Here is a 26,535-nt window from a genome sequence, read left to right as displayed (position 1 = left end):
GAACGCGGTCGGCGCTAGCGCGGACCGGGTACCACTCGCTCGACCTCGGGGTGGACCATCAGCAACTGACGCATGGCCGCTTCGGCCGCCGCGCCGTCGCCGCCGGCGAGCGCGTCGACGATCCGGCCGTGGTGCGCGAGCGACGCTTCGTTCGGCCGCTCACAGCCCGTGAGCGGTCCGCCCGAGACCTGCAGCGCGGCGGACACGATCCCGGAAAGGTGCTCCAGCATGCGGTTGCCGGCGAGCTGGATCAGCAGCGAATGGAATTCGGAGTCGGCTCGGGCGAAGGTCAGCGCGTCGCCCTGCCCCATGGCGTGACCCATGATCTCCACCATGTCGGACAGACGCTGCTGGACCTCCTCGCGTCCGTGCCCGGCGGCGAGCCGGGCGGCCAGCGGCTCGATCGTCCAGCGCAGCTCGCTGAGCTCACGGCGCTGGTCGTCGCGCTGCGGTCCGAAGGCCCTCCACTCGATGATGTCCTGGTCGAGCAGATTCCAGTCGCTGACCGGGCGCACGCGCGTGCCGACATTGGGGCGGGCGCTGACCAGGCCCTTGGCCTCCAGGACACGGAGCGACTCGCGGACGACGGTGCGGGAGACCTCGAAGCGCTGGCCGATCTCCTCGGGAACCAGGGGCCGGTCGGCGCCCAGATCACCCGAGACGATCATCTGACCCAGCTGCTGGACGAGTTGGCCGTGCAACCCGCGGCCGCGGTTGCCCGCGCTGCGGCGGCTCCCACGGCCCAGCTCGGGATCGGTGTCCCAGGCAGGGGGCCCGACACGGCCGCCGGCGGGCGCGTCGGCATAGGGGTAGCGGTCGAGTTCGCCCGGACCCGCGAGGCCGGAGTCTGCGGAGCGGGCGGTGGTCATCATGGTGTGCGCAAGGGTACTCACGCATCCTTTGTCGGCGCGGCTCCCAACTCCCTTGAGGAGTTTGGTGAAAAGCACACGAAAGGGTGATCGCTCACCCCGTCGCAATTGACGCCTTATCGGAAGGAAGCGGGCTCCCTCCGGGGAGTTGCAGGCATCGGCGGACCGATCGAGGCACCGTCGATCGTCATCGGGCCCTGTTCCGCAACGATGTGAGCAGATACGCGCAGAGCAGCACCACGAAGGACAACGCCAGTGCGCCACCCACCGGTTGGGCGATCATCCGCAGCGCCCCCTCCAGATACCGTTCGCCCTCGAAGGACCCGCGGAGCGGGGTCACCTCGCGCATCCGCAGGGGCGCCCCGGCCGCGGCCCGCACCGGCGGCCCCTCGGCCAGCTTGCGTACGAGGGGCCCGACGAGGAGGGGGACGGCGACGACCGTGGCGAGACCGGCGGCGGTGGACCGGAAGACTCCCGCGGCCAGCACTCCCACCCAGGCACACCCGATCACGAGCCCGAGCCAACTCGCGCCGAGCGGCAACCAGTCGGCGGGGATCTCGATGAGTTCCCGCCCGTAGACGAGATGAAGCAGCTCCGCATCGCACCCGATCGTCAGCACGGCCAGCACCAGCGCGGCGGCCGAGGCGACGAGGAGCTTGACCGTCAGCAGCCCCAGTCGCCGGGGCGCCCTGCCCCGGTCCGTCGCCAGGGCGGGGTGGCGGAACTCGTCGCCGAAGGCCAGCGCCCCGAGCAGCCCCGCCCCGATCGCCGCGGGCGGCAGGGGCAGCTCCCTGGGCCACGCGGCCAGCAGGCGCGGCTGCGGGGTGTGTCCGATCCGGGCCAGCAGTACGGCGGTGAACGCGGACACCACGAGCACGGCCGCCCCGACGAGAAACCCGGTCCCGACGCCGGTGGCCCTGCGGATCTCGTAGCGCAGCGGGTGGAGAGGGCGGGGGACGGGGCGAACGGAGACAGGAGGCGGCAGACCGATCGAGGAGTCGGACTGCGAGACCCGGTCCTCGTCTCCGGCTCGACCGTCTGCCGACGGGCGGTCGGCAGACGGGCGGTCGGCAGACGGGCGGTCGGCAGGACGGGAGTCCTGAGGGCCGTCGGGCTGCCCGGCGTCGGAGGTGGCGGCGGTGGGCGACGACGCGGTGGAGGGTGGTGCCCCCTGGTCCGGGGCAGTCGGCCCCTCGGTGCGGGACGCACCCGCGCCAGGCCCCATGTCCCCTGTCTCGTCCGCGAGTTGGTGGACGACGATGCCGTGCCGGAAGGCGGTCTCGCCGACCTCCGCGCAGGTACTGCCGTAGACGGAGATACGGTTGCCGCCGTCCTCGGCCACCTTCACGGAACGCCGGTCGGTACGGGCCTCCTTGGCGAGCAACGCCGAGAGCCGGGCGGCATGCGGGGTGCGGACGGCGACGCGAGGGCGCAGCCGGGTGCGCGAGAAGTCCACGGCCGGCTGATCGGCGACGAGCCGGCCCTGATCAAGGGTGACCACCCGGTCCGCGGTGCGCGCCGCTTCCTTGGGGTCGGCCGTGGTGCTCAGGACGGTGCCGCCCTGGTCCGCGTAGGCCCGGAGCATGCCGTGCAGCCAGCGGTTCTCGCCGGCGGAGAGGCCGCGTACGGGTTCGTCGAGCACGAGGGTGTGCGGGTCCCCCAACAGTGCGCAGGCCAGCCCGAGGCGTCGGTCCATGCCCCGCGAAAGCGTGCCGAGGCGCTCCCCCCGCAGGCTCACGAGCCCGACGGCTTCCAGGACTTCGTCCCCGCGACGTACCGGAACTCCCGCCGCGGCGCACAGCATGCGGACGTGTCCGCGCACCGTGCGTGCGGGGTGGCCCGGCACATCACCCAGCAGTACGCCGACTTCGCGGGACGGGTGACCGATGCTGTGCAGCGGACGGCCTCTGAAGTAGGTGATGCCACGGCCCGGTTGGAGTTCGAGCATGAGCCTGAGTGCCGTCGTCTTGCCCGCGCCCGGCACTCCGAGCAGCATCGTGATGCGACCTGCGGGTGCCTCGAAGGAGACGTCGTCGACGGCGGGCGGTAGCTCTTTGCGCGGCTTGCTGGTCAGTCCGAGGGCCTGGATCACCCGAAGCAAGATAGCGCGCCATATCGGACTTTCCGGGCACCGCAAGGCCTGTCGGCCGCGGAGAATTCAGCCGCGCGGGATCCGTGTCCGCGGCCCGCACCGGCCGGAGCCGGACGCCGCTGCCTCGGCCTTCGCGTCACCACCCGCTCCTGCCGCCCGGTGCGTTCACACCTCGGGGCGCAGCATCGGCGGATTGAGCAGGGTGGCTCCGCCGGCCCGGAAGAGCTGAGCGGGACGGCCGCCCTGCCGGGTGGTCGTGCCACCCGTCGGCACCAGGAAGCCTGGTGTACCCGTCACCTTGCGGTGGAAGTTGCGCGGGTCCAAGGCCACACCCCACACGGCCTCGTAGACACGGCGCAGCTCGCCGACGGTGAACTCGGGCGGGCAGAAGGCCGTGGCCAGCGACGAGTACTCGATCTTGGAGCGGGCGCGCTCCACCCCGTCCGCCAGGATCTGCGCATGGTCGAAGGCGAGCGGCGCCACCGGCTCGCCGGCCCTGCCGTAGTCCGCCTGTTGCAGCAGTTCCCCGACCTGGGCCCAGCGCGCGTTGCTGGCGTCGCCGCCCGCCCTGGGCGCGGGCAGGTCGGGGGCGAGGGCGAGGTGCGCGACGCTCACGACCCGCATCCGCGGGTCGCGCTTGGGATCACCGTAGGTGGCGAGCTGTTCCAGGTGCGCGCCGCCGGCCTGAGCGGGGGCGGCGGGGTCGTGCACGCGCAGCCCGGTCTCCTCCGCCAGTTCACGCGCCGCCGCCTGCGCCAGGTCCTCGTCGGCCCGGACGAATCCGCCGGGGAGCGCCCAGCGTCCCTGAAACGGCGGTTCGCCCCTGCGGACCGCCAGCGCGCACAGGGCATGGCGGCGCACGGTCAGCACGACCAGGTCCACGGTGACGGCAAAAGGCGGAAAGGCTGACGGGTCGTAGGGCATGCGGCGATCATAGTCGTCTGCCTGACGATAAACACTCCCTTCGCCGACGGCGTCGACGGCCGACCCGCTTCGGTCGGGTACCGCTCCCGCCAGGGGGCCCCGGTGGCCGACGCGTCCCGCGCTGCGGGACCGCCGCAGCGCTCCTCCTCACCGGTTCTCACCCCCTTGGCCCCTTGCTCTCTCCGTCCCCTTGCCCCTTCCACCTCCTTGTCCTCGGTCGGTGACGGTTGACTCACCTGCGGGGCGGGCCTCGGAGAGGGCGGTGCCCCGGCCGTCGCCGCTCCCTTCGCCCACCCGGCAGTCACCCCTCTTCCCGTCCGGTCACTCCTCCCCGGCGCTGCCCCGGCTCCGGATCTGCGCACGTCCCCGACGCGAGGCAGCGCGACGACGGCGTGCGGCACCCGGTTCCTCGAGGCCGGGACGCACACCGTCCGGACGCGTGCCACCCACCGCCGTACGGGGATGCGGAATCCGCACGGGCGGGCGACTGCCGTCCGCCCGCCCCCGACGCGGGGAACCGCCGCCGATGCCGGCACCCGCGCTGGAGACATGTTCTCGGCGCCGGTGGCGCGAGGGCGCCTCCCGCCCCACGTCAGCCCCAGGCCCGAAGGCGGTGGGCTCCCCCGCCGTACCGGGCTCCGGGTCACCGGAATCCTCGTCTCCCGGATCCTCGCTGTCCGGACCCTCGTCGCCCGCCCCGCCGACCACATCGGCGGCCGGGCCCTCGCCGTCCGCCTTCCCCTGGTCATCGCGTTCCGCGCGCAGGCAGCGGCGGATCGATTCCGGGTCGAGGCCCTCGTTGCAGGCCTGGTGCAGCAGGCGGGCGAAGAGATAGTCGGGATCGGCGCCCAGGGCCATGGCGAGTGCCTCCCTCGCTTCCAGCTCGTCACCGGTGGACCAGGCGACCCAGCCGGCGAGTGTCAGAGGGGCTGCGGCGTGTTCGCCGTACGTTCCGACGCAACGGCGGGCCAGCGCCCGCCACAGGCGGAGTGCGGGGCCTGCCTCCTCGCCCTCCATCCACTCCGCCGCCCGGTCCCGGGTCGTGCGGTCCTGCAGGCCGAGGATCAGCGTGGCGGCCTCGTCGTGCCGGAGCAGTTCGTCGTCCCGCAGGTCCGCAGGGAGCATGCCGGACACGGAGGGGGCGCCGGCCAGCCGGTCCATGACGCGCGAGGCCAGTTCCCGTGTCTGCCGGGCGACCTCGTCCCGTCCCGCCGCGTCGAGGATCTTGGGGACCAGCGTCCGGTGGGCGGTGTCCAGGGCTGCTTCCTGTTCGAGGGCGGCGGCGTTCTCCCACGGGAGGAACCTCGCCCGCAGTTCGCGCAACGTGCCCCGGACCTGAAGTCCGGCGTAGGTCGCGGCGGCGGCCAGCACCGAGGTGCCCGGCAGCCCCATCGGCGTGCCGGCCTCGGGACAGCACCCCTCGTCGTCGCAGCAGTACGACCAGAAGCGGCCGTCCGAGAGGCACAGGGCCTCCACCACGGGGACGTCGAGAGCGCCGCATTCCAGGCGCAGCGTGTGAGCGAGCGGACCCAGCCGCTCCTTGACCTGCTGTCCGGGCTCGCCCTCTCCCGGTTCCTGGCAGAGGAAGACGACCATCTGCTCGGGCTTGACGCCTCGGCGCTCGCTGCCCGTGACCAGCCCCTGGGCCAGCTGCCGGGCGGCGGCGGGCCAGTCGTCCCGGTTCTCGGGGATGCCGAGCCTGGCCCGGCCGCCGAACCGGCCCCGTCCGTCCTTGTCGTACAGGGCGACCAGGACGATGCTGTCCTCGGGGTGGTAGCCGAGCAGATAGGGCAGGGCGTCGGCGAGTTCGGCGGGGGTGCGCAGGGTGACCTGCTGTTCGCCGCCGTGGCTGCCGTAGGCGGTGCAGGCGATGTCCTTCGCGCGCCCTGCGTGCGTGCCCGCGCCCTTGTGCGTGCTCTGCCCCGGGACCTCGGCGCCGCGGGCGATGTCGTGGCGTCCCGGAAGGCCGGCTTGCCCGTATCGCTCCCGACCGGCGATGTCGCCGTTCTCGGGGGATCCGTTCGTGTCGTTGCTGTTCGTCATGGCAGGACGATTTCGCGGATCAGGAGATCCTGCTCATCCTGTGGACAAATCTGACCAGGGACACGTCACGCACCCCATCTGACCTGCGCTTCCTCTCCCGCTGCGATGCGATTGCCGGATAATTTTCGCGCTCTCTTCCTCTCGTGCCGGCGCCTGCCGTCCGTGCCGTCCTGCTGTGTGGAACGCGTGGAGCACACGACAACGCGGATCTCCGGGCGAGCGCTGACGCCGTCCTCGCCCGGTTCGCCGGGGACGTCCCGGGGAAACCCGGCTGCGCGAGGACCCCTGGCGGGCGATCGGGGTACCGGTCCCCGACCACCGCCGGGCCCCCGTCGTCCAGCACACGGGCCGGGGCAGGTCCGCGGTCTCCTCCCCGGCCCCGTCGCTGCTGCGGGTCAGGAGCTGGAGCCGGAAGGCGTCGACCGGCTCGCGGGCGACGACCCGGCAGCCGCGGCGACGCCACCGGCCCCCTGAGAGGACGACAGGCACCGCCGACGGCAGAAGCCGGCTTCTCGCGGGTCTTCAGGCTGTCACGGCGAGGACCAGCGGGAGAACCTGCTCCGCGCCCGCCTGGCGCAGCAGGCGAGCGGCCACCGCAAGGGTCCAGCCGGAATCGGTGTAGTCGTCCACGAGCAGGACCGGGCCGTGCGGAGCGGCCGCCAGAGCGTCGGCCAGCTCCTCGGGAACGGTGAAAGCGGCAGACAGCGTCTGGAGCCGCTGGGCCGAGTTGCTCCTGTGGGCCCGATGCGCCCCGTGGTGCCCGGTGTGGCCGAGGGTGCCGAGGAACGGGAGACGCCCGACGGAGGCCACCTGTTCGGCAAGGGAACCGACGAGCCGGGGCCGGCTCAGGGAAGGCATGGCGACGACTCCCACGGGCCGCGCCGATGCGTCCGGGCCCATGACCGCCCACCCGCCCGGGGAACGCGCCCAGTCGGCGAGGACTGCCACCGCCGCCTGAAGGACGTCGTCGGGGACCGGACCGTCGGGCGCCTGCTCCGCCAGGAGCGGGCGCAGGCGGTTGCCCCAGCCGATGTCCGAGAGACGGCCCAGGGCTCGCCCGGGGGAGCATTGCTCCTTCGCCGGAATACGCCCCTTGAGGTCGATGCCCACGGTGGGCATCCCGGTGGGCCACATGCGGCGTGGTTCGACCTCCACCCCTGGACGCTCCAGTTCACCGGCTGCGCCGGCCAGTGCCTGGGGCGAGACACCAGGATCCGCCCAGGCTCCCGCGCAGTTGTCGCAGCGGCCGCACGGGGCGGCCTTCTCGTCGTCCAGTTGGCGGCGCAGGAACTCCATCCGGCACCGGGACGTGCTGACGTAGTCGCGCATGGCCTGCTGCTCGGCGGCACGCTGGCGGGCGACCCAGGCGTAGCGCTCGGCGTCGTAGACCCAGTCGGCGCCGGTGGACGTCCACCCGCCCTTCACACGCCGCACCGCACCGTCCACGTCCAGGACCTTGAGCATCATCTCGAGGCGAGTCCGCCGGAGGTCCACCAACGCCTCCAGGGCGGGCACGGACAGCGGGCGCCCCGCGTCGGCGAGGGCGGCGAGGGTCTGGCGGACCTGTGCCTCGGGCGGGAAGGCGACCTCGGCGAAGTAACGCCAGATCGCCTCGTCCTCCTTACCGGGAAGCAGCAGCACATCGGCGTGCTCCACACCGCGGCCCGCACGGCCCACTTGCTGGTAGTACGAGATGGGTGAGGACGGCGAGCCGAGATGGACCACGAAACCCAGGTCCGGCTTGTCGAAGCCCATCCCGAGGGCGGAGGTCGCCACCAGGGCCTTCACCCGGTTCGCCAGCAGGTCGGCCTCGGCCTGCTGACGGTCGGCGTTCTCCGTCCGGCCGGTGTACGAGGCCACGGCGAAGCCGCGCGCGCGCAGGTAGGCGGTGACCTCCTCGGCGGCCGAGACGGTCAGCGTGTAGATGATGCCGGAACCCGACAGGTCGTTCAGGTGCTCGCCGAGCCAGGCCAGACGGTGGGCGGCGTCCGGCAACCGGACCACGCCGAGCCGCAGACTTTCCCGTTCCAGCGTGCCGCGCAGTACCAGGGCCTCGCCGGCTCCGGTGCCCAGCTGGTCGGCCACGTCCGCCGTGACGCGAGCGTTGGCCGTGGCTGTGGTGGCCAGTACCGGAACCCCCGGGGAGAGCTCCTGCAGCATCGTGCGGAGTCTGCGGTAGTCGGGGCGGAAGTCGTGGCCCCAGTCGGAGATGCAGTGGGCCTCGTCGACGACCAGGAGGCCGGTCGTGGCCGCGAGCCTGGGCAGCATCCGTTCGCGGAAGTCGACGGAGTTGAGGCGTTCCGGGCTCACGAGGAGAACGTCGACCTTTCCGTGCTCGACCTCCTCGTGGATGGCCTCCCACTCCTCGGGGTTCGCCGAGTTGATCGTGCGCGCCTGGATGCCGGCCCGCGCCGCCGACTCGACCTGGTTGCGCATCAACGCCAGCAGCGGCGAAACGATCACCGTGGGGCCTGAGCCACGCCGGCGGAGCAGCGCGGTGGCCACGAAGTACACCGCCGACTTGCCCCATCCGGTGCGCTGCACCACCAAGGCACGGCGATGGTCCACCACCAGGGCCGCCACCGCCTGCCACTGGTCCTCCCGGAGCCGTGCCGTGCCCCCGGGATCACCGACCAGCTCGGCGAGGATGGCGTCGGCTTCGGCACGGAGCTCCAGATCGTTCATGCCCCCCATGCAACCTCACGGCTCGGACAGTCGGCCAATCCCGCTCCGTGAGGAGGTCACGGATCCCTCGAACCCTCCAGGCCCAAGAGCAACGTCGTGGGCCCCTCGACCGGCTCCCGCTCGGGACGTGTGCGCAGGCAGGACGCCGGAAGGCCTCGGATGTCGAGGTCCTCGGCCCCGTGGCGGGGTGAACCACACCGCCTGTGCCCCGCAGCGCACGCGACCCGTCGCCCTTCCGGCGATCGGCATGGGCCTCGATGCCCGCACTCCGGGTTTCGGACGGGCCGACGCTTACGGTGGACGACACATCGCCGTCCGGACACCCCACGCACGCCCCTTCGGGCACCGGGCCCTCGTGACCCGTGCGAACTGCCGTCGTCGAGCGCTTCATGTGTGCCCGGAGGGCACAGCGGGCAGGGATATAACTCTCAATCATCTGATACCGGTCGGCTCGCACGATTGCTCGTTGCCGCATCCAGGTTCGCCAGGAAGAATTGAGGTCCGCACCCGCACGGCTCGTCCGCCGCCCAGGTTGGGCTCCGTTGCGTGCGCGCTCCCCTGAATCCGACCCCGCCCGTAGTTCGGGCGTAGCCGAAGGGAGGACCGTGACCTTCGGATTCGCTCCGTCCTCGGCGGCATCGCTGTCGACGCCCGCCGCTTCCGCCACTCGTCTGCTCGAACCCGCGGAGTGGGCTGCCGCGGGAATCCCCCTGCTGCGCAACCCGCGTGAGGTCGTCAGCGGGCTGCACTCCCGGCACCACCCGGGGCCGGCGACCGCGATCGTCGCCGTGCTCGACCAGGACGAGCGAGTGCGGGCGAGTGCTTCGTTCACCCCTCGCCCCGCCCCGGCGGACGGCTGGATGTTCCGCAACGCGCTGCTGTCCCAGCTGCGCCGGGTCGTCCCGCACGACCTGCGGCGCCGCACGCCGGTCCGTACCGCTGTCCTGCTCTACTGCCGCGAGGGCGACGCGCGCTGGACGGAGGAGGACGGCGCGTGGATGTGGGGGCTGCGGGACGCCTGCACGCTGCACGGGCTGCGCTGCGGGGCGTACATCACGCTGACCCGTGACGGCTGGCAGGTGCTCGGCGAAGGACGCGGGGGGCGTCGGCCCAGCATCGGCTCCGCACCGGAGCCGTTCGCCACGGCCGAGGCGCCGCCGCGCATACCGCGCACCGGCGGTGTCGCGTCCGACGTCCTGCGCCGCGCGGCAGCGCGCTGAGGGCCGACGGGACCCCCGGAACCAGGGACTGTCGGCAGCCTCGCGCGCCCCTGTGAGCTGCGCACCCTGCCATCGCGCCGGCACCTCTGCCGGCGCGATGGAACGGCGGCCACATGACGCCTGTACGACGGCGGCCGCATGGCGCCCGCACAGGACGGGCGCCATGACGTCGACTCAGACGCCCGTGCCCATCACCGAGTTGATCCGCTGCGGGTCGCCGCAGACGATCAGCAGGGCGGTGGCCTTGCTCTGTGCCACGGCCAGGGCCGACACGGACACCGACTCGGACCCTCCGTTGACGGCGACCACTACGACGGGGCGTGCTCCGGCACGGGCCGCGACGGCGGCGTCCGCGTAGAAGACGTCGTCGGCGGCGTCGTGCAGCGACCAGTAGGAGGCCTCGCCGAAGGAGAGTTCGTGGGTGGCCCACGGGTGCGGCGTGCCGGTGGTGATCACCAGCACGTCGCCCGGGGCGCGGCCCGAGTCCAGCAGCAGGTCCACGGCTTCCTCGGCGGCGTCGAGCGCCCCCTGGACGGTGGCCGGGATCAACTGGACCTGGGCGCCGGCCGCAGCGGGAGCGGTCGGCTTCGAAGGGACGGGTTTGGCCGCCGCAGTGGCATCACGCGGCGTACGTTGCGCCGGAGGCGCGGGCCGGACCGGGCCTGGCCGACCGGGGCGCGGTGGAGCCGCGGGGCGGGGACCGGGTACGGGGCGGGGGGTCGGCGCGGTACGGCTGCTGGCCGGAGTGGCGCGGGGACCCTGGGCACTCTCGTGAATCTGAGGCTCCTCGGGAATGAGAGGCATGGGCTGATTTTTATCAAACATTGGTACGGCTCGCGCCACCGGGTGGCGCATGAGTACGAACGGAACCGTCAGAAATCGAAGCCGAGCTGACCCTCGATCGCCGGAACACTTCCGTCCGCCCCGCTGCGGACCTTCTTGAGATGACGCCACTGGGGCAGCGCATCAAGATACGCCCACGACAGCCGGTGGTAAGGGGTGGGTCCCCGGACCTCCAGCGCGGCCCTGTGCACGGGTGACGGGTACCCGGCGTTGTCCGCAAAACCGAAGTCTGCATGCTCGGCACCCAGTTCGGCCATCATTTTGTCGCGGTGCACCTTGGCGATCACCGAGGCCGCCGCGACGGCCACGCACGACTGGTCACCCTTGATCACGGTTCGGACCCGCCAGGGCGCTCCGAGATAGTCGTGCTTGCCGTCGAGTATCACCGCGTCGGGCCGGACCGGCAGTCCTTCGAGCGCACGCGCCGCCGCCAGCCGCAGCGCGGCCGTCATCCCCAGTCGGTCGATCTCCTCGTGGGACGCGTGGCCCAGGGCGTACGACGTCACCCAGTCCCTCAGCGTCCGGTCGAGTGCGTCCCGCCGCTTGACGGTGAGGAGCTTGGAGTCGGTGAGTCCCTCGGGGGGCCGGCGCAGTCCGGTGACCGCCGCGCAGACGGTGACGGGGCCGGCCCAGGCGCCGCGCCCCACCTCGTCGACACCTGCGACGATCTTCGCCCCGGTCGTGGCGCGGAGGGAGCGCTCGACAGTGTGAGTTGGTGGTTCGTACGGCATGGCGCCCTTAGCGTACGCCGCTCGGAACGGCCCGCGACACCCAGGTTCCCCGAGCGATGCCGGGGTCCCGGGAGCCTCGGGTCAGGAGCCCTCCGGACGCAGCAGCGGAACCATCAGCAGGTCGATCATCTCCTCCACGTCGACGTCCGCCCATTCACTTCCGCACACCTTGGACCGGTACATCATCATCGCCGGGACGGCATCGAAGACATAGCTGTTCGCCGCGTCAGCACGCACCTCTCCGCGCTCGATTCCGCGCTCGATCACCTCTCGGAGCATCCTGATGGTCGGCTCCACGACTCCTTCGAAGATCACGGCGTGGAACCGCTCGGCCCGCTTGGAATCGCATTCGTGAATGACCGAGCGCAGGGCGAGACCCGGCCGGGAGAACATCGCGTCACGCGCCCTCAGACACAGGGTCAGCAGGTCGCCGCGCACATCGCCCACGTCCGGCGCCGCGTCGAAGGGCGGCAGCCCGGCCCGCAGGGCGTCCGCGACCAGGTCCTCCTTCGAGGGCCAGCGGCGATAGACGGCGGCCTTTCCGGTCTGGGCGCCGGCGGCGACGCCCTCCATCGTCAGGCCGTTCCAGCCGACCGTACTGAGCTGCTCCAGGGCGGCATCGAGGATCGCGTGTTCCAGCACGGCGCCGCGGCGACGGGAAGCGGCCGTCTGAGCCTGGGCGTCCGCCCAGCTCGAAGTAACCATCTGACTCTCTCCAACGAGCACGGGAAGCGGGCATTTCGGGGATGGGGCGCGCACCGCACGGCACCTGCGGGGGACGTACCGGGCGACCGCACACTCAGTGAACGCTTGCGTTCACTGTCGGCGACTCCTAACGTGGACTCAACAGTGAACGCGAGCGTTCACTGACACACTCGTGGGGGATCCATAGTGACAACCTCTCCATCACTCCAGGACCGGAAGCCGGGGGCGGCCCGCCGGGGCGGGCATCCCGGCATCGCACTCACCGTCATCGCGGCCTGTCAACTCATGGTGGTACTGGACGCGACGATTGTGAACATCGCGCTTCCGCACATCCAGAACGCTCTCAGTTTCAGCACCACCGACCTCACCTGGGTGGTCAGCGCCTACACCCTGACCTTCGGCGGCCTGCTGCTCCTCGGCGGCAGGGCCGGTGACCTCCTCGGCCGCCGCCGCGTCTTCATGACCGGCATCCTGCTGTTCACCCTCGCCTCGCTCCTGGGCGGGTTCGCCCAGGAGCCCTGGCAGCTGCTCGCCGCGCGGGTACTGCAGGGTGTGGGCGGTGCGATCGCCTCGCCCACCTCGCTGGCACTGATCACCACCACCTTCCCCGAGGGCCCCGAGCGCAACCGCGCCTTCGGCGTCTTCGCCGCGGTCTCCGCCGGCGGCGGCGCCATCGGTCTGCTGGCGGGCGGCATGCTCACCGAGTGGCTCGACTGGCGGTGGGTGCTCTTCGTCAACGTGCCGATCGGCCTGCTGATCGTCGTGCTCGCCCCGCTCTACATCAACGAGTCCGAGCGGCACACCGGTCGTTTCGACATAGCGGGCGCGGTGACCTCGACGGCCGGTATGGCGTCCCTCGTCTACGGCTTCATACGGGCGGCGGAGGAGGGCTGGCGGGACAACCTGACCATCGGTTCCTTCGTCGCCGCGGTCGTCCTGCTGGTGTCCTTCGCCGTCATCGAGTCGCGTGCCAGGGAACCGATCACCCCGCTGCGGATGTTCGCCGACCGAAACCGCTCCGGTACGTACGTGATCATGCTCAGCCTGGCCGCCGCCATGTTCGGCATGTTCTTCTACATCGTTCTCTTCGTACAGAACGTGCTCGGGTACACCCCGATCGAGGCCGGGCTCGCCTTCCTGCCGGTGACCGTCGTGATCGCACTCGGGGCAGGCCTGTCGCAGCGGTTCCTGCCCGTCTTCGGCCCCAAGCCGTTCATGCTCGTCGGCTCGGCGCTCGCGGCGGCCGGTCTGGCCTGGCAGACACTGATCACCTCCGAGAGTTCCTATGTCGGCGGCATCCTCGGCCCCATGCTCGTCTTCGGCTTCGGTATGGGCCTGAATTTCGTGACACTGACCCTCACCGCGGTCTCCGGTGTGGCCCAGCACGAGGCCGGCGCGGCGTCCGGACTGCTCAACGCGACCCAGCAGGTGGGCGGATCGGTGGGACTGGCGCTCCTCACCACGGTGTTCGGCACGGCCGGCAGGAACGAGGCGAAGGAGCAGCTCCCGGCCTTCCTCGCCGAAGGGACGCCGGAGCAGAAGGCGGAGTTCGCCCGGACCCACCAGCTGCCCGAGCCCTGGGGACACGAAGTGCTGGCGCAGGGCATCTCGACGGCCTTCATCCCGGCCGCCGCCATGGCCGTACTCGCCCTGGTCACCGCCTGGTGGGTGATCCGAGTACGCAAGAGCGACCTCGATTCCCTCGCCGGCTCCGCCGGACCGGGCATCGGCTGACGAGGGCACACCGCGGGCCAGGCGGCCCGGCGCCACTCCTGCCGACCCCGGGGGGACGGCCCGGAGGGCACCGGGCCGTCCCACGGCCGCCAGGACCGCGACCGCGGAGCCGAGCAGCACGGTGAGCAGTGCGGTGAGCTGCACGTCCACGATCACCTCCGACAGGACAGGGACTCGCCCAGCCGCCGCCCCTTCTCGGGCCTCATGTCCCACACGGCTGACGTCTCGACAACGGGCGAACGGTCACGGAGAGTTCCCATGGAGCACGGAGAGTTCCGAAAACCTGCGGGTCCGCGTCCGTGCCGAGACCGAAGGCGGCGGGCCTCGTCCCGCACAGCTGACGGACCGGTCCTGACACGGCCGGCCCGCTGGAACTACACCGGCATCCAGCTCGGCAGCGCCTCGACCCGCTCGGCCCACCCGGCGGGCGGCGTCCCGGCCTTCCCCGCCGCGACCACCCCGCCCACGATGGCGCAGGTCGTGTCGACGTCCCCGCCCGCCTGAGCCGTGGTCCAGAAGGCCTGTTCGTAGTCGCCCAGGCCTCGGGCGGCCGACCACAGCGCGAAGGGAACGGTGTCGTGGGCCGTCGTCCGCCGTCCGCACCCCAGTACGGCCGCGACGGTGGCCGTGTCCCCGTAGTCGAGCATGTCCCGGGCCCGCCGCAGCCCCGCACCGACCGCACTCTTCCTGGGCACCAGCGCGACGACCCCGTCCAGCAGGGCTTCGGGGCCGGGCGGCCCCCCGGGGGCAGCGGCGAGTGCGGCTGCCGCGGCGACGGCCATCGCACCGACCACGGCCTCGCGGTGCTGGTGGGTGGGGTAGGCCGAGATCTCGGCCTGGTGGGTCGCCTGCTCCGGATCGTCCGCGTACCAGGCGCCCAAAGGCGCGATGCGCATCGCGGCGCCGTTGCCCCAGGACCCCTGGCCGTTGAAGAGGCCTGCGGCGAGCTCGCGCCAGTCACCGCCTTCGCGGACCAGCCGCAGCAGCCGACCGACCGCGGGCCCGTAGCCCCGGTCGAAGTCATGGTGCCGGGCGAAGGACTGCGCGAGGGCGTCCTGGTCGATCCGCCGATGGGCGGCGAGGACGGCGACGACCGAGCAGGCCATCTCCGTGTCGTCCGTCCACTGCCAGGAGCCCGGGGGCAGCTCACGGCGCATGAGCAGCGGATAGTTCACCGGAACGAAGAACTGCGAGCCCAGCGCGTCCCCCACCGACAGTCCGCGCAGGCTGGCCAGGGCGCGGTCAAGGCGCCCTGCGGAGGTGGAGTCGGCGGTCGTCATCGCCCTGCCACCCTATCCGGTGATCCCGTACGGTTCCGGCTGCCGCCACTGCTCGAAGGGCCGGTCGAGCGTGTACTTGCCGTCCTCCCCCAGAACGAGCACCCGCATTTCGGCGTTGCCCGGGTTCGACAGGGATTCGAACTCCGCGACGGTCCAGTGGAACCACCGCATGCAGAACAGCCGCATGGCGAGACCGTGCGTCACGATGAGGACGTTCGGCGGGTGGTCGGGGGCGTCGAAGCTGCGGAACAGGCTCTCCAGGAAGCCGTCGACCCGGTCGTAGACATCGGCACCGGACTCGCCCTGGGCGAAGCGGTAGAAGAAGTGGCCGTACGCGTCCCGGTACGCCTTCTGCAGACGGACGTCCTTCAGATCCTGCCAGTTGCCCCAGTCCTGCTCGCGCAGTCTCGGCTCCTCCCGCACGCGTATGAGCTCCGGGTCGAGGCCGAAGGCACTCAGCGTCTGGTGCGTACGGCGATAAGGGGACACGTACACGCTGACGTGCTCCCGGCCGAACAGGTCGCGCAACCGCTTGCCCGTTTCCTCCGCCTGCCGCCGGCCCCGCTCGGTCAGGGCCAATGCGTGATCGGGTTCGCGCTCATAGACGGAGTCATCAACATTGCCCGTTGATTCACCGTGCCGGACAAGGACGATGCGCCGTGGTCGTGCCATGCTGAAACCCTAGAACGGGTGACGGCCGACCGAGCACCCGCATGCGCCCCGTACGGCACGGGTCACACACTTCCCGCGGTGCGAGACGGTTCCGTGCGCCGGTACGTCACACCGTCCAGACCGGCTCCATGTCCACGATGTCCCCCGTGAGCGCCGCGATGTCGGCCTCCGTCTGTGCCCGCAGCGCGAGGCGTTCCACGCGTTCGGTGCGGTACTTGCCGTGCTCGGCCGCCGACCACCACATCGACAGCACCAGGAACTCATGGCCGGGGGCTTCGCCGAACAGCCCCCGGACCATGCCGGGCGAACCCGCCATCGCCGGGTTCCAGACCTTCTCGTGCATCAGCACGAAATGCTCCGCCCGCTCCTCGTGGACACGGCACAGCGCCACCCTCAGCAGATCGACGTCCGTGAAGCGCGGTTCGAAGCCGGTCTTCACGTCGAAGCGGTGGTCGAACAGCCTGACCTGCGCGTCCTTGAAGGTGCCCGACTGCGCGGAGGCGAGCCGGTCGTGGGACCGCGCCATGAAGGAATCGTAGAAGGCGCGGCTCTCCCAGAAGGAGAAGATGTGCGCCACGTCCTGCCGCCCCCGGCTCCAGCCCCCGCCCTGTCCACGAAATCCCGGCTCCCCCAGAAGCCCCGCCCACTTTCGCTGTCCCCGTTCGAACCCGCGGCGGTCCACCACGGTGCAGCGAATCCACTTGACCAGCACCGCGCCATCGTAAGGCCGCGGAGCACAGCCCGGTCCCCCTTGGCAGGACCGCTTCGCCGCACTTCCCCGGCCCGGCATGACAGGATGGACAACCTGCCAGGTCCGCCCGGCAGTTGACCTGAAGGGCAGGACGGTCGCACGGGGAAGGGGAAGACTGGTGAACGGCGTCAACAAGGGCATCGGCAAGGTCGAGATCGCGCTGAGGTGGGACCCGAGTCCTGCGGGGCAGCCGGCCACCGACCTGGATCTCGTCGCCGCGCCCTACCCGGCAAGCGATCCGCACGGCGATCCCTCTTACGTGGTGCACTTCGACAGCCGCTCCCCCGACGGCACGATCACCCTCAACCGGGACAGCAAGGACGGCAAGGGCTTCGGCTTCGACGAGGTCATGACGCTGGAACTGAACCGGCTCGACGCGCGGTACACGCGCGTGGTGGTGGGGGTCGTCGTACAGCAGCACCAGGAGCCGCGCACCTTCGCCGGCGTGGGACACCCCGGTCTGCGCATCCGCGAGGGGTACACCGTCCTGGCCGAGGACGACTTCGGGGGTGTTCTGGGAGCCACGGCGGCCATAATCGCCGAGTTCACCCGGGACGGCACCGGCGCCTGGGAGTTCCAGCCCGGCGTCCAGGGTTTCCAGGGAGACCCGTCGGCCTTCACCCGCACCATGGGAGCCGTCCGCCGCCCGTGAGCCGGCTCCGGCCACGGCCCGGCACCTCGGCGGGAAACGGCGGCAGGACGGAAAGAACGGAAAGAAGGGGCACCGGCCGAAGCCGGTGCCCCTCTCTCATTGCCTCAGCCGGTCGCACCGGGCGGACACGCCCGTACGAACGGTGTCACACCCTGCCTCAGCTGCAGCCGCTGGTCGAGCCGCAGCCCTCGCAGATGTAGCAGGAGCCGGCGCGCTGCATCTTCGTCCCGCAGGAGAAGCAGAGCGGGGCGTCGGCCTGGATGCCCAGCTGCATCTCGACCAGCTCCGCGCTGGTGTGGGCCTGCTGCGGGGCGGGCTTGGCCGCCTCGGTCTCGGCCTTCGGCATGGCGACCGCCTTCAGCTCCTGGGCCCGCGGCGCGGACTGGGCGAGACCCTCGACGTCGAGCTCGTCGTCGGTCGGCTCGTAGGAGCCGGTCTCGAGGTGGCGCTGACGCTCGTCGGCCGAGTGGATGCCGAGTGCGGAGCGCGTCTCGAAGGGCAGGAAGTCCAGCGCCAGACGGCGGAAGATGTAGTCGACGATGGACTGCGCCATCCGCACGTCCGGGTCGTCCGTCATACCGGCCGGCTCGAAGCGCATGTTGGTGAACTTCGAGACGTACGTCTCCAGCGGAACGCCGTACTGGAGGCCGACGGAGACCGCGATGGAGAAGGCGTCCATCATGCCCGCGAGGGTCGAGCCCTGCTTGGACATCTTCAGGAAGACCTCGCCGAGACCGTCGTCCGGGTAGGAATTGGCGGTCATGTAACCCTCGGCGCCGCCGACGGTGAAGGACGTGGTGATGCCGGGACGTCCCTTCGGCAGACGCTTGCGGACCGGGCGGTACTCGACCACCTTCTCGACCGCGGCACGGATCGTGTCCTCGGTCTTCTCGGTGATCTCGGCCTTCTCCTTCTCCTTGGTCTTGGCGGAGAGGGGCTGGCCGACCTTGCAGTTGTCACGGTAGATGGCGAGCGCCTTGACGCCCATCTTCCAGGCCTCGAAGTAGACCTCCTCGACGTCCTCGACGGTCGCCGACTCCGGCAGGTTGACCGTCTTGGAGAGGGCGCCGGAGATCCACGGCTGGATCGCGGCCATCATGCGGACGTGGCCCATCGCGGAGATGGAGCGCTCGCCCATGGCGCAGTCGAAGACCTCGTAGTGCTCGTGCTTGAGGCCGGGGGCGTCGATCACATTGCCGTGCTCGGCGATGTGGGCGACGACCGCCTCGATCTGCTCCTCGTGGTAGCCCAGGCGGCGCAGGGCCTGCGGGACGGTGCCGTTGACGATCTGCATCGAACCGCCGCCGACCAGCTTCTTGAACTTGACCAGGGCGAGGTCGGGCTCAAGGCCGGTGGTGTCGCAGGACATCGCGAGACCGATGGTGCCGGTCGGGGCGATGACGGACGCCTGGGAGTTACGGAAACCGTTCTTCTCGCCGAGGCTCAGCACATCCTGCCAGGCCTCGGTGGCGGCCACCCAGATCGGCGTGTCCAGGTCGTCCATGCGGACGGCTTTGGCGTTCTCGTCGGAGTGCTGCTTCATGACCCGCAGGTGCGGCTTCGCGTTGCGGGCGTAGCCGTCGTACGGGCCGACGATCGCGGCCAGTTCGGCGGAGCGCCTGTACGACGTGCCGGTCATCAGGGAGGTGATGGCGCCGGCCAGGGCACGGCCGCCGTCGGAGTCGTAGGCGTGGCCGGTCGCCATCAGCAGGGCGCCGAGGTTGGCGTAGCCGATGCCGAGCTGGCGGAAGGCGCGGGTGTTCTCGCCGATCTTCTGGGTCGGGAAGTCCGCGAAGCAGATGGAGATGTCCATCGCGGTGATGACCAGCTCGACGACCTTCGAGAAGCGCTCGACGTCGAAGGACTGGTGGCCCTTGCTGTCGTCCTCGAGGAACTTCATCAGGTTCAGCGACGCGAGATTGCAGGACGTGTTGTCCAGGTGCATGTACTCGCTGCAGGGGTTCGAGCCGTTGATGCGGCCGGACTCCGGGCAGGTGTGCCAGTTGTTGATGGTGTCGTCGTACTGGATGCCCGGGTCGGCGCAGGCCCAGGCGGCCTCGGCCATCTTGCGGAACAGCTCCTTGGCGTCGACCTCCTCGATGACCTCGCCGGTCATGCGGGACGTCAGGCCGAACTTGCCGCCGTCCTGGACCGCCTTCATGAACGTGTCGTTCACCCGGACCGAGTTGTTGGCGTTCTGGTACTGGACGGACGTGATGTCGTCGCCGCCCAGGTCCATGTCGAAGCCCGCGTCGCGCAGGGCGCGGATCTTCTCCTCCTCCTTGACCTTGGTCTGGATGAAGTCCTCGATGTCGGGGTGGTCGACGTCGAGGATGACCATCTTGGCGGCGCGTCGGGTGGCGCCGCCCGACTTGATCGTGCCGGCGGAGGCGTCGGCGCCGCGCATGAAGGAGACCGGGCCGGAGGCGTTTCCGCCGGAGGACAGCAGTTCCTTGGAGGAGCGGATGCGGGAGAGGTTCAGGCCTGCGCCGGAGCCGCCCTTGAAGATCATGCCCTCTTCCTTGTACCAGTCGAGGATCGACTCCATGGAGTCGTCGACGGACAGGATGAAGCAGGCGGAGACCTGCTGCGGCTGGGGCGTGCCGACGTTGAACCAGACGGGGCTGTTGAAGCTGAAGATCTGGTGCAGGAGGGCGTAGGCCAGCTCGTGCTCGAAGATCTCGGCGTCGGCGGGGGAGGCGAAGTACTTGTGGTCCTCGCCGGCCTTCCGGTACGTCTTCACGATGCGGTCGATCAGCTGCTTGAGGCTGGTCTCGCGCTGCGGGGTGCCCACGGCACCACGGAAGTACTTGCTGGTGACGATGTTGACCGCGTTCACCGACCAGAAGTCGGGGAACTCGACGCCACGCTGCTCGAAGTTGACCGAGCCGTCGCGCCAGTTGGTCATGACGACGTCCCGACGCTCCCAGGCCACCTCGTCGTAGGGGTGGACTCCGGGAGAGGTGTGGATCCGCTCGACTCGCAGCCCCTTGCCGGCCTTGCCGCTGCCCTTGGCCCGGGAACTCCGTGTCGGACCGCTCGCCGTCTCTGTCATGCCGCCTCCCTGGTACGGGCAAAACGCCCTGAAGTGCCCCGATGTTCCCGTGGCACGGTGTTTGTCTGATACTGCGGGCGCCCACTCGCATCGCCCGCAACAGGTCTTCTCATCGCCGCAGTCCGGCCGCCCCCGGCCGCAGGACCGGGCAGGGCCCGCCGGTCAGCCGGTGGGCTGGGTGGGCTCCGGGACCTGGACGGTCCCACCGGGCCCGCTGTCGCCTTCCCGGCCCCCCGCGACAGCCCCCTCAAGGGCTCCGTCGTCCGCGACCGGGTGCTCCACCTGCCTGAGTTCCGTGATCGCGGCCTCGAAGTCCTCGAGCGACTCGAACGCCCGGTAGACGGACGCGAACCGCAGATAGGCGACGAGGTCGAGTTCCTGCAGTGGGCCGAGGATGGCCAGCCCCACGTCATGGGTGGTCAGTTCGGCGCTCCCGGTGGCCCGCACCGCTTCCTCGACCCGCTGGCCGAGCTGCGCGAGCGCGTCCTCGGTGACCGGACGCCCCTGGCACGCCTTGCGCACACCGTTGATGACCTTGGTACGGCTGAACGGCTCGGTGACGCCGGAGCGCTTGACCACCATGAGCGAGCACGTCTCCACGGTCGTGAAACGGCGGGAGCAGTCGGGGCACTGGCGCCGCCTGCGGATCGACGTGCCGTCGTCGGTCGTGCGACTGTCGACGACACGGCTGTCGGGGTGCCTGCAGAAGGGGCAGTGCATGAAATTCCAACCCTCCCTCGCAGCAGACTCCATGACCTCAAGGGGTCCGTTCGGCCCCGTGAAGCTGCTCCAGCATAAGCGATCTCCGAAGGCCTCAGAACCGCGGGACCACAACTTCTGGGCAGCTGGTGCAATCCAACCACTAGATGTGGTGATTGGCTCATTCATACACTCCAGCACGCGTGTCGCTCGAACCGGGTCCGAAGGCGCCCGCCCGGCCCTCCTCACGGTGTGCTCACGCGACGCGACGGTACGGGCTCGCGGAGCCTCGCGCCTGCCCCGCAGGGGCTGCGCGAAACCCCCCGCGGGACCGCACGGGGAACCTCGCGCGGAGCCGGCAGCCGCCGAGCCGACAGCCCCGATCCGGCAGCCCCGGACAGGCCGGGTCCGCCGCGCGCGCATGGCGCCGCCCGCGCGTGGGGAGATGCCGTGCCCTCCGGAGGGAGGCCGCGTGCGACTCCCGAAGAGACCCGAGGAGAGCCGGACCGTCCCCCGCATCGCGGGGCGGCGAATGACAGACTGGCCCACGACCGGGAGGCCGCCGCCCCTGCGGCGAAGAATGCGGGAATGGGCGCCTTTGCCCGATAGGGAGAATTGCGGCCAATACACTTCTCCGGGCAATCACAGAAGGCAATTCCCGTTTTTTCACTCGAACGTGTGTTTGGCGCAACCTTTCGAAAGCTACTACCGTTGTCTTGCAGGGAGACCATCGAGAGGGGCCGACGTGACCACCACCGCAGACAGCGCCAGCATCACTGCCCAGGACCGCTCCCAGGGCCGGCTCGAGCCGGTGCATGCGATGAGCGAAGCCACGCATCCCGAGGGCCAAAAGCGCTCCTTGCCGGGCCGACCTCCCGGCATCCGGGCGGACAGCTCGGGACTCACCGACCGCCAGCGTCGGGTGATCGAGGTCATCAGGGATTCGGTGCAGCGACGCGGGTACCCGCCGTCGATGCGCGAGATCGGCCAGGCGGTCGGCCTCTCCAGCACCTCCTCGGTGGCACACCAGTTGATGGCGCTGGAGCGCAAGGGCTTCCTGCGCCGCGACCCGCACCGTCCCCGCGCGTACGAGGTGCGCGGCTCCGACCAGGCCGCCTCCGTGCAGCCCACCGACACCGCGGGCAAGCCGGCCGCGTCGTACGTGCCGCTGGTCGGCCGTATCGCCGCAGGCGGCCCCATCCTCGCCGAGGAGTCGGTCGAGGACGTCTTCCCTCTCCCCCGTCAGCTCGTCGGTGACGGTGAGCTGTTCGTCCTGAAGGTCGTCGGCGACTCCATGATCGAGGCTGCGATCTGTGACGGCGACTGGGTCACGGTCCGGCGCCAGCCCGTCGCCGAGAACGGCGACATCGTCGCCGCGATGCTCGACGGCGAAGCCACCGTCAAGCGCTTCAAGCGCGAGGACGGCCATATCTGGCTCCTCCCGCACAACGCGGCCTACGAGCCGATCCCCGGCGACGACGCGACCATTCTGGGCAAGGTGGTGGCCGTTCTGCGCCGCGTCTGAGTCCGTTGCGGGGACCGGCCGGTCCGGCCCCGCCCCTGGTCCGGGCCCCGGAACCCCTGCGCCGGTTCCGGGGCCCTGCGCTGTCCCCACCCGGCACTGCCCCGCCCTGTGCTGACGGGTCCCGGCCCGGCACGGCCCTTCACGGCCCGTGCCGGGTCCCGGCGCGCGCACTCCCCGCACCGGGACCTGCTCCTCGACCTCAGTCGGCTTCGCCCTCGGCCTGCCTGGCTGCCGCGTCGATCGCGGCCAGGGACTTCCTCACCTGGTTCCGGTCCGTGGTGAGCCAGAAGTCGGGCAGCGAGGCCTTCAGGTAGCTGCCGTAGCGCGCCGTCGCCAGTCGCTGGTCCAGGACCGCGACCACGCCGCGGTCCCCCGTGGCGCGGACGAGCCGGCCGGCGCCCTGCGCCATGAGCAGCGCGGCATGGGTGGCGGCGACCGCCATGAAGCCGTTCCCGCCCGCGTCCTCCACCGCCTTCTGGCGGGCGCTCATCAACGGGTCGTCCGGGCGTGGGAACGGGATCTTGTCCATGACGACCAGCTGGCAGCTGGGACCGGGGACGTCGACGCCCTGCCAGAGCGACAGGGTGCCGAAGAGGCAGGTCTTCGGGTCGGCGGCGAAGTTCTTGATCAACTCGCCGAGGGTCTCCTCGCCCTGGAGGAGGATCGGGAACTCCGGGATGCGGGAACGCAGCTCCTCGGCAGCGAGCTGAGCGGCCCGCATCGAGGAGAACAGGCCGAGGGTGCGGCCGCCCGCGGCCTGGATCAGCTCGGTGAGTTCGTCGAGCATGTCCGCGCGGTCACCGTCGCGGGCCGGGCGCGCCAGATGCTTGGCGACGTAGAGGATCCCCTGCCTGGGGTAGTCGAACGGAGAGCCCACGTCGATGCCCTTCCACTGCGGAAGGTCGTCCCCCTCGGCGCCCTCGGGGCCGAGGCCCAGGGAGGCGCCCACGCCGTTGAAGTCGCCGCCCAGTTTCAGGGTCGCGGAAGCCAGGATCACCGAGCGGTCGGAGAAGAGCTTCTCCCGCAGGAGGCCCGAGACCGACATGGGGGCGACGCGCAGCGAGGCGCCGCTGTGCCGATATGCGGCTCCGCCACGGGGCTCATGGCGCTCGTACCAGACGACATCCCATTCGGAGCCGTTGGTGATGCGCTCCGCCACGTCGTGCACGCTCTCCACCGAGGCCAGCGCCTGTTTGCGGACCGCGTCCTCGTCCTGGACGGACTTGTCACGGGTGTTCCCGATGGCGGAGATGACGGTCCGGCAGGCGTCGCGCAGCGCCATCAGCGCGTACCCGAGGTCCTCCGGGATCTCCTCGAGACGGCCCGGAAGGGCCAGCTCCATCAGGCGTTCGAAGCCTTCGGCCGCGGTCTGCAGCTGGTCGGCCGCCTTCTCGTCGGCGAGCTTCGCGGCACGGCGCACCGCGCGGTTGACCTGGCCGGGGGTGAGCTCCCCCGTGGCGACTCCGGTGACCCGGGAGACCAGTTCGTGGGCCTCGTCGACGATCAGCACCTCATGCTGCGGCAGCACCGGAGCGCCCTCGATCGCGTCGATCGCGAGGAGCGCGTGGTTGGTGACGACGACCTCGGCGAGCTTGGCGCGCTCGCGGGACATCTCCGCGAAGCACTCCGCGCCGTAGGCGCACTTCGTGGCGCCCAGGCACTCCCGCGACGACACCGACACCTGGGACCAGGCCCGGTCGGAGACACCCGGGGTGAGGTCGTCCCGGTCACCGGTCTCCGTCTCGTCCGCCCAGTCGCGCAGGCGCAGCAGGTCCTGGCCCAGCTTGCTGGTGGGGGCGGCCGCCTCGAACTGGTCGAAGAGGCCCTCTTCCTCGTCCTGCGGTACGCCCTCGTGGAGCCGGTGCAGACACAGGTAGTTGGACCGGCCCTTGAGCATGGCGAACTGCGGGCGGCGGCGCAGGAGCGGATGCAGCGCCTCCACCGTGCGCGGGAGGTCGCGCTCCACGAGTTGGCGCTGCAGGGCCAGCGTGGCCGTCGCCACGACGACTCGCTCCCCCTGAGCGAGCGCGGGCACCAGATAGCCCAGCGACTTTCCGGTGCCGGTGCCGGCCTGGACCAGCAGATGAGAGGCGTCGTCGATCGCTTCGGCGACGGCTTCGGCCATGGTCACCTGGCCGGGGCGCTCCGTGCCGCCGACAGCGGTGACGGCAGCGTGCAGGAGTTCAGGGAGTGAGGGCTTCGTCATAGCGCGACCACCCTACGGCCCGGCACCGACAATCGTGCGCCGACCGCAAGGGCCGAGGACGTGACGGAGATCCTGCGGGTCCGCCGACCGCGCCCCGCGGCCCAGCCGGCCCAGCGGCTCCGCGCAGGGCACCCGGCGGCTGAGCGCACGGGTGCCCTGGCTCGACGCACGGGGCCCGTGCCTCAGCGCAAGGTGCGCACGAACACATCTCCGATCAGATTCGTGTCGTCGGGCACCAGGCCCGGGTGGTAGGAGTCGAAAACGGCGGTCGACTCGTCCGCGCTCAGCGCCGCTCGGCCCACGGTGACGGGCTCGCCGTCCTGTCCCGGTGCCAGCAGTTCCTCGTGGCCGGTGCGCAGATCGCGCAGGATCAGTCCTGTCGTCCTGCGGTTCGCGTCCGCCGTGTTCAGGAGCAGTTTCGAGCCGTTCACCGACAGGTCCGAGACCAGGGTGAGATCCGTGGGGGTGCGGCCGTCGAGGCGGTGGAGCTCTCCGGTGCGCAGGTCGCGGACGAAGGCGTTCCAGCCGTCGTTCGGATCGGCCTCCGGGACCAGGTTGGTCGCCTGCGAGTTGAAGCCGACCCGGGTGCCGTCGGCACTGAGTACCGGAGCGACCGCCGACCGGTCGGCGGGGGCGCCGTCGTGCGAGGCATCGGCCTGCACGGTCCGCCCGGTCACCCGGTCGTACACCAGGATGTCGCCCTGGTCGTCGTCGGCCGGCCCGGAATATCCCTCCAGATAGGCGACCTTGCGGCCGTCGGCGCTCATCGAGATCTGCGTGCACCGGTGGAAGTCCTTCGAGCCGTCCGAGGGCCGGCTGACCCTCCGCACCTGCTCCGTCCAGCGGTCAAGGAGCATGACCCGGCAGTCGAACGCGCCGTTCTCGCCGGCGGTGGGCCGGGCGACGAAGGCGACATGGCGTCCCTCCGCACTGACCGGGGCGATGCCGTACGACACCTCGTAGCCCTCGTCCAGCGCGGGAGCCAGACGTTCCACCGACCCGGTGCGCAGGTCCATGACATGCACGGAGGACTTCCCGGTCGTGGCCGAGTACGAGGTGAAGGTCAGGTGGCTCCCCGACCCGGACACCTGGGGCGTGGACGTCGTCGCGCCCGGCACCACCACACGCTGCAGTGGTGCGCCGGGGGCCGTGCGGTAGAAGACGCTGTACGTCCCGTCCGTGCCGCCGGCCACCAGGTTGGTCGCACCCGACGCGAAGGCCACGACGCGTCCGTCGGCGCTGACCACCGGTTCCACCGAGTGGTTGTTGCCGCCGGTGCCGTCGGGGGCCACACTGATCTGCTCGGTGCGCGGGACCGGCTCACCGCTCACCGCTCCCGCGGGCCCGGCGACACCGGCGACCGCGGCCGCCAGGACGGCGGTCAGGACGATGTGCACGGAAAGTCCGGAACAAGGTCTCGAAGAAGGTCTCATCGAGTGGCTCTCCCCTCAACTGTGGACGGCAACGGATCGACTATGGACGGCAACAGCCGTCCCGCACACCCCGCGTCCGTCCACGGCCGGCAGACGCACCCGTGGACTCCGGCGAGGACTCGGGTGATGAAAGCCCTCTGTCCCGCCGAGGGGTGAGGGACCCACGGCCCGCGGTCCGGTTCCCGGCCGATACGGCTGAGGGGCGTGCCCGTCCCGCGAAGAGGGTCAGGCAAGGAGCGGCCGCTCCCGTGCGTGCGGCTCCTCGACGGATCAGCCGCGCGAAGGCGCCACATCCATGGGCCTCTTGAGAACGTCCAGGTCAGAAAGCTCGTAGCGAAACCGTTGCCGTTCCGTCGGTTGTCCCCCACGGCGAACGCATAGTGTGTGGTGCCGTTCCCGGTGGTCGTGCGAGGGGT

General features: G+C 70.9%; 19 protein-coding genes. 4 read left to right on the top strand and 15 right to left on the bottom strand.

All coding sequences use genetic code 11. From position 1 onward, the window contains the following. Positions 1-14: 14 nt before the first annotated feature. The 5 genes from OHB56_RS30880 to OHB56_RS30860 all read right to left on the bottom strand — a co-directional run bounded on the left by OHB56_RS30880 (position 15) and on the right by OHB56_RS30860 (position 8,613). Entirely contained in the window at positions 15-893 is an 879-nt protein-coding gene (locus tag OHB56_RS30880) for an FCD domain-containing protein (protein ID WP_326755135.1), read from the bottom strand. A 163-nt stretch (positions 894-1,056) separates the two neighbouring features. After that, a complete protein-coding gene (locus OHB56_RS30875; RefSeq protein ID WP_406356792.1) occupies positions 1,057-2,961 on the bottom strand; it encodes an ATP-binding cassette domain-containing protein in 1,905 nt (634 codons plus the stop codon). 165 nt (positions 2,962-3,126) lie between these two features. Then, complete coding sequence (locus OHB56_RS30870) at positions 3,127-3,885, bottom strand: NUDIX domain-containing protein (RefSeq protein WP_406356790.1); 759 nt, start codon at positions 3,883-3,885, stop codon at positions 3,127-3,129. Positions 3,886-4,206: 321 nt separating this feature from the next. After that, positions 4,207-5,928: a DUF4192 domain-containing protein gene (locus OHB56_RS30865; protein ID WP_406356788.1), complete on the bottom strand. Its 1,722-nt coding sequence runs from the start codon at positions 5,926-5,928 to the stop codon at positions 4,207-4,209. Positions 5,929-6,450: 522 nt separating this feature from the next. Next, a complete protein-coding gene (locus tag OHB56_RS30860; protein ID WP_406356786.1) occupies positions 6,451-8,613 on the bottom strand; it encodes a RecQ family ATP-dependent DNA helicase in 2,163 nt (720 codons plus the stop codon). Positions 8,614-9,218: 605 nt separating this feature from the next. On the opposite strand from OHB56_RS30860, the gene OHB56_RS30855 reads away from it, so the two are divergent. Continuing rightward, positions 9,219-9,833, top strand: coding sequence for a hypothetical protein (locus tag OHB56_RS30855; protein WP_326755130.1), 615 nt, complete (start codon positions 9,219-9,221; stop codon positions 9,831-9,833). A gap of 174 nt (positions 9,834-10,007) precedes the next feature. Here OHB56_RS30855 and OHB56_RS30850 read toward each other — a convergent pair whose 3' ends face one another. The 3 genes from OHB56_RS30850 to OHB56_RS30840 form a co-directional block, all read right to left on the bottom strand. Further along, the gene (locus OHB56_RS30850; RefSeq protein WP_326755129.1) at positions 10,008-10,637 is read right to left on the bottom strand and encodes a hypothetical protein; all 630 of its coding nucleotides are present in this window, start codon (positions 10,635-10,637) and stop codon (positions 10,008-10,010) included. Between the two features lie 68 nt (positions 10,638-10,705). Then, positions 10,706-11,407 (bottom strand): ribonuclease HII, encoded by a 702-nt coding sequence (locus tag OHB56_RS30845; protein WP_326755128.1) that lies wholly within the window; start codon positions 11,405-11,407, stop codon positions 10,706-10,708. An 81-nt stretch (positions 11,408-11,488) separates the two neighbouring features. Then, the gene (locus tag OHB56_RS30840) at positions 11,489-12,112 is read right to left on the bottom strand and encodes a TetR/AcrR family transcriptional regulator (protein ID WP_326755127.1); all 624 of its coding nucleotides are present in this window, start codon (positions 12,110-12,112) and stop codon (positions 11,489-11,491) included. Between the two features lie 186 nt (positions 12,113-12,298). Between OHB56_RS30840 and OHB56_RS30835 the strand changes: the two genes are divergently transcribed. Beyond that, complete coding sequence (locus tag OHB56_RS30835) at positions 12,299-13,846, top strand: MFS transporter (RefSeq protein WP_406356783.1); 1,548 nt, start codon at positions 12,299-12,301, stop codon at positions 13,844-13,846. Between the two features lie 374 nt (positions 13,847-14,220). Here OHB56_RS30835 and OHB56_RS30830 read toward each other — a convergent pair whose 3' ends face one another. The 3 genes from OHB56_RS30830 to OHB56_RS30820 all read right to left on the bottom strand — a co-directional run bounded on the left by OHB56_RS30830 (position 14,221) and on the right by OHB56_RS30820 (position 16,510). After that, entirely contained in the window at positions 14,221-15,126 is a 906-nt protein-coding gene (locus tag OHB56_RS30830; RefSeq protein ID WP_055596265.1) for an ADP-ribosylglycohydrolase family protein, read from the bottom strand. A gap of 12 nt (positions 15,127-15,138) precedes the next feature. Continuing rightward, the gene (locus tag OHB56_RS30825) at positions 15,139-15,798 is read right to left on the bottom strand and encodes a histidine phosphatase family protein (protein WP_406356781.1); all 660 of its coding nucleotides are present in this window, start codon (positions 15,796-15,798) and stop codon (positions 15,139-15,141) included. 106 nt (positions 15,799-15,904) lie between these two features. Next, positions 15,905-16,510: a YdbC family protein gene (locus OHB56_RS30820; RefSeq protein WP_326755073.1), complete on the bottom strand. Its 606-nt coding sequence runs from the start codon at positions 16,508-16,510 to the stop codon at positions 15,905-15,907. 157 nt (positions 16,511-16,667) lie between these two features. On the opposite strand from OHB56_RS30820, the gene OHB56_RS30815 reads away from it, so the two are divergent. After that, positions 16,668-17,201, top strand: a complete 534-nt coding sequence (locus tag OHB56_RS30815; RefSeq protein ID WP_406356779.1) for a TerD family protein — start codon at positions 16,668-16,670, stop codon at positions 17,199-17,201. Between the two features lie 157 nt (positions 17,202-17,358). On the opposite strand, the gene OHB56_RS30810 is transcribed toward OHB56_RS30815, so the two are convergent. Together OHB56_RS30810 and nrdR are read right to left on the bottom strand one after the other, a co-directional pair. After that, positions 17,359-20,256 carry a vitamin B12-dependent ribonucleotide reductase gene (locus OHB56_RS30810; protein WP_406356777.1) on the bottom strand — a complete coding sequence of 966 codons (2,898 nt, stop codon included), beginning with the start codon at positions 20,254-20,256 and terminating at the stop codon, positions 17,359-17,361. 162 nt (positions 20,257-20,418) lie between these two features. Next, a complete protein-coding gene (gene nrdR / locus OHB56_RS30805) occupies positions 20,419-20,976 on the bottom strand; it encodes a transcriptional regulator NrdR (protein WP_326755070.1) in 558 nt (185 codons plus the stop codon). 724 nt (positions 20,977-21,700) lie between these two features. Between nrdR and lexA the strand changes: the two genes are divergently transcribed. Beyond that, positions 21,701-22,480, top strand: coding sequence for a transcriptional repressor LexA (gene lexA / locus OHB56_RS30800; RefSeq protein ID WP_326755069.1), 780 nt, complete (start codon positions 21,701-21,703; stop codon positions 22,478-22,480). A 199-nt stretch (positions 22,481-22,679) separates the two neighbouring features. Here the strand turns inward: lexA and OHB56_RS30795 are convergent, their stop codons facing one another. Together OHB56_RS30795 and OHB56_RS30790 are read right to left on the bottom strand one after the other, a co-directional pair. Further along, complete coding sequence (locus tag OHB56_RS30795; protein WP_406356775.1) at positions 22,680-24,686, bottom strand: ATP-dependent DNA helicase; 2,007 nt, start codon at positions 24,684-24,686, stop codon at positions 22,680-22,682. Positions 24,687-24,868: 182 nt separating this feature from the next. After that, positions 24,869-26,083, bottom strand: a complete 1,215-nt coding sequence (locus OHB56_RS30790) for a TolB family protein (RefSeq protein ID WP_406356773.1) — start codon at positions 26,081-26,083, stop codon at positions 24,869-24,871. Positions 26,084-26,535 lie beyond the last annotated feature (452 nt).

It is taken from the genome of Streptomyces sp. NBC_01635, assembly GCF_045209715.1.
Lineage (GTDB): Bacteria > Actinomycetota > Actinomycetes > Streptomycetales > Streptomycetaceae > Streptomyces > Streptomyces hirsutus.
The sequence above is the reverse complement of the archived record's forward strand: the minus strand, read 5'-3'. Positions and strand labels throughout refer to the sequence as shown.

Coding starts and splice junctions, on each gene's coding strand:
- OHB56_RS30870 (WP_406356790.1), bottom strand. CDS start 3,885: ATGCCCTACGACCCGTCAGCCTTTCCGCCTTTTGCCGTCACCGTGGAC.
- OHB56_RS30865 (WP_406356788.1), bottom strand. CDS start 5,928: ATGACGAACAGCAACGACACGAACGGATCCCCCGAGAACGGCGACATC.
- OHB56_RS30860 (WP_406356786.1), bottom strand. CDS start 8,613: ATGAACGATCTGGAGCTCCGTGCCGAAGCCGACGCCATCCTCGCCGAG.
- OHB56_RS30850 (WP_326755129.1), bottom strand. CDS start 10,637: ATGCCTCTCATTCCCGAGGAGCCTCAGATTCACGAGAGTGCCCAGGGT.
- OHB56_RS30845 (WP_326755128.1), bottom strand. CDS start 11,407: ATGCCGTACGAACCACCAACTCACACTGTCGAGCGCTCCCTCCGCGCC.
- OHB56_RS30840 (WP_326755127.1), bottom strand. CDS start 12,112: ATGGTTACTTCGAGCTGGGCGGACGCCCAGGCTCAGACGGCCGCTTCC.
- OHB56_RS30830 (WP_055596265.1), bottom strand. CDS start 15,126: ATGACGACCGCCGACTCCACCTCCGCAGGGCGCCTTGACCGCGCCCTG.
- OHB56_RS30825 (WP_406356781.1), bottom strand. CDS start 15,798: ATGGCACGACCACGGCGCATCGTCCTTGTCCGGCACGGTGAATCAACG.
- OHB56_RS30810 (WP_406356777.1), bottom strand. CDS start 20,256: ATGACAGAGACGGCGAGCGGTCCGACACGGAGTTCCCGGGCCAAGGGC.
- nrdR (WP_326755070.1), bottom strand. CDS start 20,976: ATGCACTGCCCCTTCTGCAGGCACCCCGACAGCCGTGTCGTCGACAGT.
- OHB56_RS30795 (WP_406356775.1), bottom strand. CDS start 24,686: ATGACGAAGCCCTCACTCCCTGAACTCCTGCACGCTGCCGTCACCGCT.